The organism is Vibrio sp. M260118 (assembly GCF_036533755.1).
Lineage (GTDB): Bacteria > Pseudomonadota > Gammaproteobacteria > Enterobacterales > Vibrionaceae > Vibrio.
Window position 1 is genome coordinate 1 of record NZ_JATABG010000105.1, and the last position, 10,147, is coordinate 10,147.

General features: G+C 44.2%; 7 protein-coding genes and 2 pseudogenes. 5 read left to right on the forward strand and 4 right to left on the reverse strand.

From position 1 onward, the window contains the following. A partial coding sequence (locus QTO00_RS08495; RefSeq protein ID WP_331424268.1) for an L-serine ammonia-lyase, iron-sulfur-dependent, subunit alpha occupies nucleotides 1-226 on the forward strand: 226 nt, incomplete at its 5' end. A gap of 77 nt (nucleotides 227-303) precedes the next feature. On the opposite strand, the gene QTO00_RS08500 is transcribed toward QTO00_RS08495, so the two are convergent. After that, nucleotides 304-1,458: an amino acid permease gene (locus QTO00_RS08500; RefSeq protein WP_331424269.1), complete on the reverse strand. Its 1,155-nt coding sequence runs from the start codon at nucleotides 1,456-1,458 to the stop codon at nucleotides 304-306. A 401-nt stretch (nucleotides 1,459-1,859) separates the two neighbouring features. Beyond that, nucleotides 1,860-2,486: a hypothetical protein gene (locus QTO00_RS08505; protein WP_331424270.1), complete on the reverse strand. Its 627-nt coding sequence runs from the start codon at nucleotides 2,484-2,486 to the stop codon at nucleotides 1,860-1,862. A 286-nt stretch (nucleotides 2,487-2,772) separates the two neighbouring features. Here QTO00_RS08505 and QTO00_RS08510 point away from each other — a divergent pair, with 286 nt between their 5' ends. Beyond that, the gene (locus QTO00_RS08510; RefSeq protein WP_331424272.1) at nucleotides 2,773-4,386 is read left to right on the forward strand and encodes a methyl-accepting chemotaxis protein; all 1,614 of its coding nucleotides are present in this window, start codon (nucleotides 2,773-2,775) and stop codon (nucleotides 4,384-4,386) included. A gap of 180 nt (nucleotides 4,387-4,566) precedes the next feature. Then, nucleotides 4,567-5,967, forward strand: coding sequence for an asparagine--tRNA ligase (gene asnS, locus QTO00_RS08515; protein WP_331424274.1), 1,401 nt, complete (start codon nucleotides 4,567-4,569; stop codon nucleotides 5,965-5,967). A gap of 53 nt (nucleotides 5,968-6,020) precedes the next feature. Here asnS and QTO00_RS08520 read toward each other — a convergent pair. Further along, nucleotides 6,021-6,232 (reverse strand): annotated as a pseudogene (locus tag QTO00_RS08520) (hypothetical protein). A 78-nt stretch (nucleotides 6,233-6,310) separates the two neighbouring features. Next, nucleotides 6,311-7,714, reverse strand: a pseudogene (locus tag QTO00_RS08525) (aminotransferase-like domain-containing protein). Between the two features lie 186 nt (nucleotides 7,715-7,900). On the opposite strand from QTO00_RS08525, the gene QTO00_RS08530 reads away from it, so the two are divergent. Together QTO00_RS08530 and QTO00_RS08535 are read left to right on the forward strand one after the other, a co-directional pair. Next, entirely contained in the window at nucleotides 7,901-8,200 is a 300-nt protein-coding gene (locus tag QTO00_RS08530; RefSeq protein ID WP_331424275.1) for a hypothetical protein, read from the forward strand. 197 nt (nucleotides 8,201-8,397) lie between these two features. Beyond that, nucleotides 8,398-9,888: an HD-GYP domain-containing protein gene (locus QTO00_RS08535; protein WP_331424277.1), complete on the forward strand. Its 1,491-nt coding sequence runs from the start codon at nucleotides 8,398-8,400 to the stop codon at nucleotides 9,886-9,888. The last annotated feature ends 259 nt before the right edge of the window (nucleotides 9,889-10,147 follow it).

Here is a 10,147-nt window from a genome sequence, read left to right on the forward strand (position 1 = left end):
AACTTGTGACCCTGTCGCGGGCCAAGTGCAAGTTCCTTGTATTGAGCGCAACGGTATTGCTGCGGTCAAAGCAATTAACTCGACTCGCATGGCTCTACGTCGTTCTTCTGCGCCAACAGTATCGCTTGATAAAGTGATCGAGACGATGCTAGAAACAGGTAAAGACATGAACGCGAAATACCGTGAGACTTCTCAAGGTGGTCTAGCGGTTAAAGTTATCTGCTAACCTCGAACGTTATTCAGACGCAAAAAGCCCGAGCAGCATACTCTGCTCGGGCTTTTTTAGCGCTTAAGCACCATCAACTAGATAAGTTGTGATATTAACAAGAACAGACCAAAGCCTAAACCAAACACCATCATCACAGAGCCACCCTCTGCGGTGTAGCGCTCCGCCAATGTGCCCGCAAGACGCAGTTTGTATACCATCGCCATCGGGACAAACACCGCAAGAAATACCAAGATGATTCCCGCGTAAGCGAGTACAGACAGGAACTGATCAGCCGCGAGAATCGCACCAATCAATGGCAGAACAAAGGTAATCACATAGGTAATCAAACGGTTCTGCTTAAAGGCGTCGCTATTTTGATGAAACAAAGACATCGCAACACCAAAGAAAGAGGTCAATAGCGCCAAACCTGTAAACACAGACAGGACAGTACCGATCCAAGGAGCATCGTGTTCAAAGCCTGCTATTAATTCCGAAACACTCGCAAACTCTCTCAATTGCTCTGGAGCGAGGTTTCCGACTACGGCAAACAACCAGCATAAGTAACAAAATAGCGGAATGACTGAGCCTATGATAACCATATTTCTTAGTTGCTTATCTGTCGCTCCGTCGTTGTATGACACTAAACTTGGGATCACCACCATAAAACCAAAACTGGTAAATAGCACTGCACTGGTTTGAATAAGACCAAGATGATCATGATTACTCACCTGAGTTAAATTTGCTGCTGAAAGCTCAGGGATAAGCACAAATAATGTAACGACCAGACTTGCAATCATCACTAAGAAAAGCGCGCGATTGAGTTTATCAATGACGCCTGTGCCACAGGCAACCACCGCCCCCATGACCAAAGTAAATAGTACTTGGCTTCGAGTAAAACTCAGTTCCACGCCTATCGAATTTGCGCCCTTAGCTAGCAGATCTGCCGCACCAAGAATGTATGCCATCAGCAAACAGATAAGTAACGCGTAGAGCAAACCATTTGAAACCAGTTGTCCACCTTTACCTAATGTTTTACGCGCAATGGAGTTAAGACCTAACCCACCACCAGACTTAATGGTTGCTTCAAGCAAAACTAACGCTGAATAAGTGGTACCAAACCAGATCAGTAGCATAAGTAGTGTGCCGTAAATCAAGCCGAATTGAGCTAGAACCATAGGTATTGCAAGCATGCCAGCACCAAGCGCAGTGCCAGATATAATGAGCGCGCTGCCCAAAAGTTTTGTATTCATTTTCTATAAAACCGTGACTATAAATTTGTTATTAATTTTCCGCCAAGATAGGCGCATGTATTGAGATTAAAAAGGGTCAATACGAGAAATAAAATCGAGAAAATGAATAAGACAGCAGAGGGGTACTGAAAAAACGAGAAAATGCAGAAAAGAAGTGAGATGTTGATGAGTCGTTCGACGCAGAGTGTGGAGACCCTTCAGTTGGCTCCAAAATGGGTGTGGTAATCTTGAAAATCATTAAAATGTCCTGAAAAACAGACATTCCTTTGCAAAAGTCATAGCAAGTCCTGCGCTATGGTATCTCGAACTGAGATTGACCCATATTATCCTTTGAGCGATCGAATGCAATAGGTCAAACTTTAACTGGTCAAATTATAATCTCCACCCTAATAGGTAGCCTGCTACTCTTCAGTAGGAGCTATGGTATCTTTCAACCCTGTGCCTGCCTCCCTAATAAGGTCGATCGGAGACATGATCACCCCTTTTACCGCACCCTGAGTAGCATGTTGGGCAATTTCTTGGCTCTTTTCCACGATCTCATCAGCCTTAAACAAGATAGGTGGGATCTCTTGTCGCAAGGCCTGTGACTCTCTAATAACTAGCGGAACGGTCTCATTTCTGTAGCCTTCACTTTCAACTAAGACTTGAGGAATAACTGTTGTTCGATACTGTTTAGCTTCACTAAGCACTGGAGGGATCACTGTCTCTCGGTACAAGCTAAATTCCTCGATAATCGCAGGTAGCTTCGAATCGATTGAAGCCGCGGTATTATTTGTGGCACTGACAGCACTTGTTACATCATCAATGCTCTTAATCGCGCTCGGAAGAAGCTCCTCCAATGTCCCAGCAACTTCAAGCCACTGCTCAATTTGAAGGTTATCAGATAAAGCTCTAACATCACTAATGACTTGTGGGTATGTTTCAACGATCTGACCAATTTTCGAAGTGGCAGTATGGATGGTATAACCTAAATAAAAGACCGACAGCGCTAGAGCCAATTGAATCGCCGAACTTATCCTATTTGTCATATCTACACCTTCCACTTTACAAACACTACGCATTAATAAAAACAACCTATTAAGCTAGAGTTAAACTTACAGATTAACCACCAATTTTCGCAGAATAATCTTGCAACTCAAATCTCGTCGAAATTACGTCACGGCGTCAAACTTTTGATTACATACACCTTACATCACATTAACACCACCCTCACAGAGAGTGCGGTCACAGTATAATTCTAGGTGTCTTCCTTCATATTCTCATTTCAGAGATCATGTTGATGTCTATTCCAATAATATAAATTTAAATTCAATAATGCGCCTTACAATTACAAATAAACTGCTCATCACCCTATTAACCGTATTTGGCTTAGTTCTGGTCGCGTCAACCACGTACCAATATCTGCAACAACGTGAACTTATTAACTCTGTTTTAAGCGAACAGCTTCATGACAAAGCGAGTAATTACTTTGATAGCCTAAACATGATGATGCTTACCGGCACTATGGCGCAAAAAGAGACCTTACGACAAAAAGCCCTCGCCCAAGACGGAATTGAAGTCGTCAAAGTCTTACGTGCAGATTCAGTCAGCAAACTGTACGGCCCAGGCCAAGAGAATCAAAAACCAAGCGATGAAATTGACCAACGTGCACTCGCTGGTGAGATGATCATTGAGCCAATCTCTGCCGGATGGGGCAAAGGAATTGTCGTCGCCTTACCAATGAAATCGAGTGAGAACTATCGCGGAACTAACTGTATCGCTTGTCACATGGCACCGGAAGGTGAAGTGCTTGGTGCCATTCGCTTAGAGTATAACCTATCCCATATAAATCAACTCATTAGCCAACGCGCTTTCATCGCGCTAGCTATCATGTCGGCGTTTGGCTTTGTAGGCTTCCTCATCACTATGGGGCTTATCAGAAAAATTATTGTTCGCCCTATCCAAAAAACATCCGCCTTCATGCAAAGTCTCAGCAAAACCAAAGACCTGTCTAAACGATTAGCTAGCAAGCAAAGTGACGAAATTGGTCAACTAGCGGGTGCAATCAACTCATTCATGGGCACTGTCACACAAAGCCTTGAACGAGTCCAGTCGACTTCACATAACGTTGCCAGCAGCGCGACAGAGTTGACTCAAGTTGCTCAAGTCACTGATGCGACAGCAAACAACCAGCAGGTGGAAACAGCCGAAGTTCAAGGAAACATCGAACAGATGCAGTCTCAACAACTACAAGTTGAAACTGCAACAGAAGATGCTTCGTCCTTAATTAAACACACAACGCATATTGCCGAGCAAAGTGCCCAACAAGCTCACGGAGCGAGCGGTGAAATAAAGAACCTAGTTACCGATATTGAAAATGTAAAAGAGAGCATAGAAGCTCTCAATAGCCAAACTGCTGAAGTATCAAGCATACTTGAGGTAATTAAAGGCGTTGCTGACCAAACCAACCTCCTAGCGCTCAATGCAGCGATTGAAGCCGCGCGGGCGGGTGAGCAAGGTCGAGGTTTTGCTGTGGTGGCTGACGAAGTGCGCAATTTAGCAAGTCGTACTGCTGAGGCAACCGGAAGTATCGAGCGCATCATTGCTCTATTTCAAAAAGACAGCGAAGCATCACTGATGTCGGTAGATACGGTATGCAGCACGGCTCATCAACGTTCAAGTGAAATCGAGCAACTCTCTCAGGCAATGACTGAGGTCGTTGATGAGATGAAACAAGCTTTGGCCCACGCCAATAGCATTCAACAACAATCAAGCAATACGGCCCATTTAAGTCAAGATGTACAGCACAAAGTACAAGTTATCAACGAACATGCTAATCAAACGTCGGTTTCTGCCGCTCAAACAAGAGATATCAGTATGAATCTTGAACAGCTTGCGGAGCATTTAGAGGAGTTACTCGACCAATTTACCCTTTCAAGTAAAAAATAGTTCGATATTCAGCGTTTTTCTGCCTCTAAGTAACAATAAAGGTTGAAGCATAATATTTGAAAGGTAATATGTCCCATTGAATCTAAAGAATTCTATCCAACCCAATGTTCACTCATTATAAATTCTATGAGTAATGCAACATTGGGTTGAATTTTTACCTCAATGGAGAATATTGAAAACATGACTTACGCGCCTGTATCAGACGTTTTGAAAGGTCAGCTAGCAGTAGACAGTGAAGTGACTGTTCGTGGCTGGATCCGTTCACGTCGTGATTCCAAAGCTGGAATCTCTTTCCTTGCCATTTATGACGGCTCTTGTTTCGACCCGATTCAGGCCGTGGTCCCTAATAATCTTAATAATTACGACAACGAAGTCCTAAAGCTAACCACTGGCTGTTCTGTTGAAGTAACCGGTAAGATTGTTGAATCTCCTGCGAAAGGTCAAGACTTTGAGCTAGCCGCAACTGACGTTAAAGTTGTTGGTTGGGTTGAAGATGCTGACACTTACCCAATGGCGAAAACTCGTCACTCTATCGAGTACCTTCGTGAGGTGGCACACCTACGCCCACGTACTAACGTGATTGGTGCTGTTGCTCGTGTACGTAACTGTCTATCTCAAGCAATTCACCGCTTCTATCACGAGCAAGGTTACTTCTGGGTATCTGCTCCGTTGATCACTGCATCCGATGCAGAAGGTGCTGGTGAGATGTTCCGCGTTTCTACACTTGATATGGAAAACCTACCTCGCACAGAGAAAGGCGATGTAGACTACAACGAAGATTTCTTCGGTAAAGAGACTTTCCTTACGGTATCTGGTCAGCTAAACGCAGAAGCTTACGCTTGTGCCCTAAGCAAGGTTTACACTTTCGGTCCGACTTTCCGTGCTGAAAACTCAAACACCAGCCGCCACCTAGCGGAATTCTGGATGGTTGAGCCAGAGGTTGCGTTTGCTGACCTTAACGACATCGCTAAACTATCTGAAGATATGCTGAAGTACGTGTTTAAAGCAGTACTTGCTGAGTGTCGTGACGACCTTGAGTTCTTCGCTCAACGTATCGACAAAGAAGCGATCACTCGCCTAGAACAGTTTGTCTCTTCTGACTTTGCACAAGTAGACTACACTGACGCAATCCAGATCCTTCTAGATTCTGGTCGTGAGTTCGAATTCCCTGTTGAATGGGGTATCGACATGTCTTCTGAGCACGAGCGTTTCCTTGCTGAAGAGCACTTCAAAGCGCCAGTAATCGTGAAGAACTACCCGAAAGACATCAAAGCGTTCTACATGCGTCTAAACGATGACAATAAGACAGTTGCAGCGATGGACGTACTAGCTCCGGGTATCGGTGAGATCATCGGTGGTTCTCAACGTGAAGAGCGCCTAGATGTACTGGACGATCGTATGCGTGAAATCGGTATAGACCCAGAGCACATGAGCTGGTATCGTGATCTACGTAAATACGGTACTGTACCTCACGCAGGCTTCGGTCTTGGCTTCGAGCGTCTAGTTTCCTACGTAACAGGCATGGGCAACGTTCGTGACGTAATCCCGTTCCCACGTACACCACGTAGCGCAAACTTCTAATCGAAGTACACCACACCTAAAACTAAGGCTAACCCTCGGGTTAGCCTTTTTTGCTATTTATCTACTGCGCCATGTTTAGCAGCGTAACGAATTCCATATAAACAGATCGCGAACATGACGAAAGGAATCGCGGCTGCGGTGTACTCAGTCCATGCGAAATCAGCAAATGACTTTGCCAAAATAAGATGACGAACACCAATAAACTCGCACAGACTATTGCGACAAACACTAAGCGAAACTCGTGTTTATTACCTTGTTTTTCCATAACTTACCCCTCGCAACTACACTAGAGGTATTGGAACACAAGTTCGCCAAAGACAAGCAGTACAGTTAAAGCGAAAAATCACCTAGCAGTCACTTGCTCAGCTGCTAACTGCTCTATTCTAATCAAAGCCTGCTCAACTTCATCGGTCAGTTCAAAGGAAATGTTAATACGTAGACAATGTTGAAACTGATTGCGAACATCAAACAGGTTCCCATACGCAACCGAAACATCGCTTTTCTTCAATTCTTGATAGATACAATAGGTATCAACCTCAGGGCTAAACTCCAGCCAAACAAAGTACCCACCTCGAGGTGAATGAAGTCTTACGCAGCTCGGCATCATCTTATCTATTGCTTCTATATATTCTGCTTGTCTAGCTTTAAGATGTTTTTGTAGTTTTCGTAAATGGTTATCGTAGCTCTCAAACTGCAGATAGTGAGCCACGCCATGCTGAATCGGCGAGCTTGCCGACAGTGTCGTTGTAAATTGCTGCTTTTGCAGCCGATCACTTAACTTGCGATTCACCACCTATCCTACTCGGTATCCGGGGCACAATGACTTCGAAAGCGAGCCGCAAAGCAACACCCGCCCTTGTTGATCCCAATACTTAGGTGGCTGGGGTTTGGCACTATCAAAATGCAAATCCGCATAGACATCATCTTCAATCATATAAACGTCATGCTGATTAGCTAACGCCACGACTTTGCGTTTTGCCTCTTCACTCAGGGAAGCTCCGGTCGGGTTTTGGAAATTCGCCATCAACCAACACGCTTTTACATCATACGATCTAAATGCCTGCTCCAGTGCTTTAATATCTATACCATCAATGGGATCGACAGCCACCGGAACTGCCTTTAAATTTAAACGCTCTACGGCTTGCAACGCACCATAAAATGTCGGCGTTTCAATAACTACCGCATCTCCGGGCTGACACACGACTTGCAAACTCAGGTTAAGTGCCTCCATCGCCCCAGAGGTGAGAACAATATCCTGATGTGAAACAGAAACGCCTTGAGTAATGTAGCGTTGGGCAATCATTCTTCGCAGAGCTTCGTTGCCGGGAGGTAAGTTATGAATAACCGTTTCAGTACGCATCTTACGCCCTGCACTCGCTAGATGACGGTTCAGAGCTTGGAGCGGAAAAAGCTGTGGCGACGGAAACGCCGAACCAAAAGCCACGGGGACTTGAACGTTGAGTTTAAGGAACTCATACAGCTCATCATTATACTCACGATTGAGAGGAAGACTCGCTTGTTCCAACTGAGCGTTTTCGATCACCGAAGTAACGAAATAGCCAGATTGAGGTTTTGCTTTAATCCAACCCTGAGACTCCAACATTTGATAAGCTTGCAACACTGTCGCGGAGCTCACCGAAAAGCTTTTGCTTGCTGCTCGTAATGACGGAACTTTCTCTCCCGCACGCCAAGTTTTATCCTTAATCTGCTGTTTTAGATTTTCGGCAAGTTGTTGATAGCGATTCATAATTCCCTCATTGATTGCTTGGCAAAGATACCACAGCCAATGGAATCATGGGCTTGTCCCCTTCTCAGTTGGACAAAATAGCTATATCGAACTGTGTTAGTCGATACTGGTCACATTAAATCCAAATAACTCTGTTACATTTGTAGAGCAAAAGTGATCTACATACCTACATGGAGGATGATAATAATGACTAAATACGATTCATCAGATATTGAGTACAAAGGTGAAACCAACGGCGTTCACAGCTGGATATCAAACAGTGGGCAGCCTTATTATTGGCATCCAGACTGGCTACACATCGCAGAAGACGCAACTGGCTCTCACCCAAAACAGCAGTTAGAGGTAAGCGAAGGTGAAGCACCGACGGAGAAACATGCGGTTAAAGCCATCTTGTCGCACCTTAACCAGTGGGCGACTGACAAGTTAAGTAACAACCCTGATATAGAAACCAATGCGATTGAATCTCAGGTCAATCTGAAAAATTAACCCTTCAGTGCGCACTTATAGGGGTGCGCACTTATCTCACACGACATCCTCGGCATCTCACACGAAAGTTATCAAACTGTATCAATGGGCGAAACAAATCGATAGAATTCTCGGTCTTGTATTGAGTGGGCGATTTGCGATTTGATTGCCCGTTAGGCTAGCGTTACTCTTATCATAAAATAAACAAAGGCTTTGCCATGGATAACACACACTACAATGGACCTCTGACGCTCAAACTCTACCTTCTCACCGCGGTTGTTTTTGGTATTTATGGCGGTCGAGTGTGTCCTATGCTCGAAACGCTTACCTTTATCGAGTTATTTACCCATGTCACGGCGACCTTTGGTTCAGCTTATCTGATTCGTCATTTCCTCCTTAGACACCACTCTTTGATTTCTGAGCAAAAACACGCACAACTTGATAGCACTTTAATGTTCTTTGGCAGCTTAATTCTCGCCAGCTTTTACAACCTCCAATACGACTTCCCACTCGATAGCAATCTCAAAGTGCTGTTTGGAATGACGTTATTTGGTTTTTTCACTGGGCTGTTACTACAACTCGATACGAAAATCCGCAGTTTCCACAACCTTACCCGTCAACAGCGCTATCAGTTTGAGCTTAGTGGCAAGCGACAATCTATGGTTAAACAGATGATAGTGCTGATCAGCCTACTTCTAATCGCATTGACTTCTATGCTTGCTATGGTGGCAATAAAAGATATCTTTTGGCTCAAACACAACCCTGAACGTATTCTCGACGGCACCGGAGTAATAAGTGTAATTAAAGAGTTTATCTATATTGCATTTGTCCTTGGAGGGTATGTTATCGCGATAATAGTCCAGTGGAGTAAATTAATGCGATTAATACTAAGTGCCCAAGAGTGTTCCCTGCTTGAAGTCGCACATGGCAATATTTCTACTCGCGTCCCTGTGTTTGAGCATAATGAACTAGGTTCAATGGCATCACTAACCAATCAAATGCTCGACAGCTTGGAATCATCTCAAGATGAAGTGAAAACAACCCGCGATGTGGCCATTGTCAGTCTTTCGGCTTTAGCGGAATCACGTGACAACGAAACTGGCGCGCACATTTTGCGAACACAAGAGTATGTTCGTTCTTTGGCTCCACATCTATCTCAGTTTGAACCCCATACTGCTCTGCTAACTGAAAACTACATCGAGTTGCTTTATAAGTCTGCGCCGCTGCATGATGTAGGTAAAGTTGGCATCCCTGACAATATTCTTCTCAAACCGGGAAAGCTCACCGATGAAGAATTCGAAATCATGAAACGCCATCCTGAGATTGGCGCACAAGCATTATCGATGGCGGAAAAAGAGCTTGGCACTAACTCCTTCCTTCAACTGGCGAAGGAAATATCCTTAACTCACCATGAAAAATGGGACGGAAGTGGCTATCCAAGCGGTTTAAAAGGACAAGAAATCCCTCTTTCAGGACGATTAATGGCATTAGCTGATGTTTATGACGCACTTACTTCTGAGCGAGTGTACAAAAAAGCATTTAGCCATGAAAAAGCTAAAGCGATCATCTTAGAAGGCAACGGTAGGCATTTTGATCCAGAAATCTTGGCAGCCTTTCTTGCTGTAGAGGCGGATTTCGTTGCGATTGCCGACAAGTATCGCAGCATGGAAGCAAAGGAAAACGAACTAGAAAAGAAAATGCACGCTTAGCTGCTATTTAGCTCCGATGTTTTTTAATGGTTAACCTCTCCTTACACTAATGAATAACGAGACTTTTTATATAGAAAACCCGGTTTCAATAAAATCTATACTAAATTACGACGCTTTTTGAAATTTTCTTCACTTTCACTGTTGTCTCGATTTACGTTGGAAGGTATAACTAACTCAGTTACTCGTTACTTAAACCTTCGATAAACATGGACGACGATTATGTTTGAAAAAGTAGTTGCTGCACCCGCAGACCCTATTC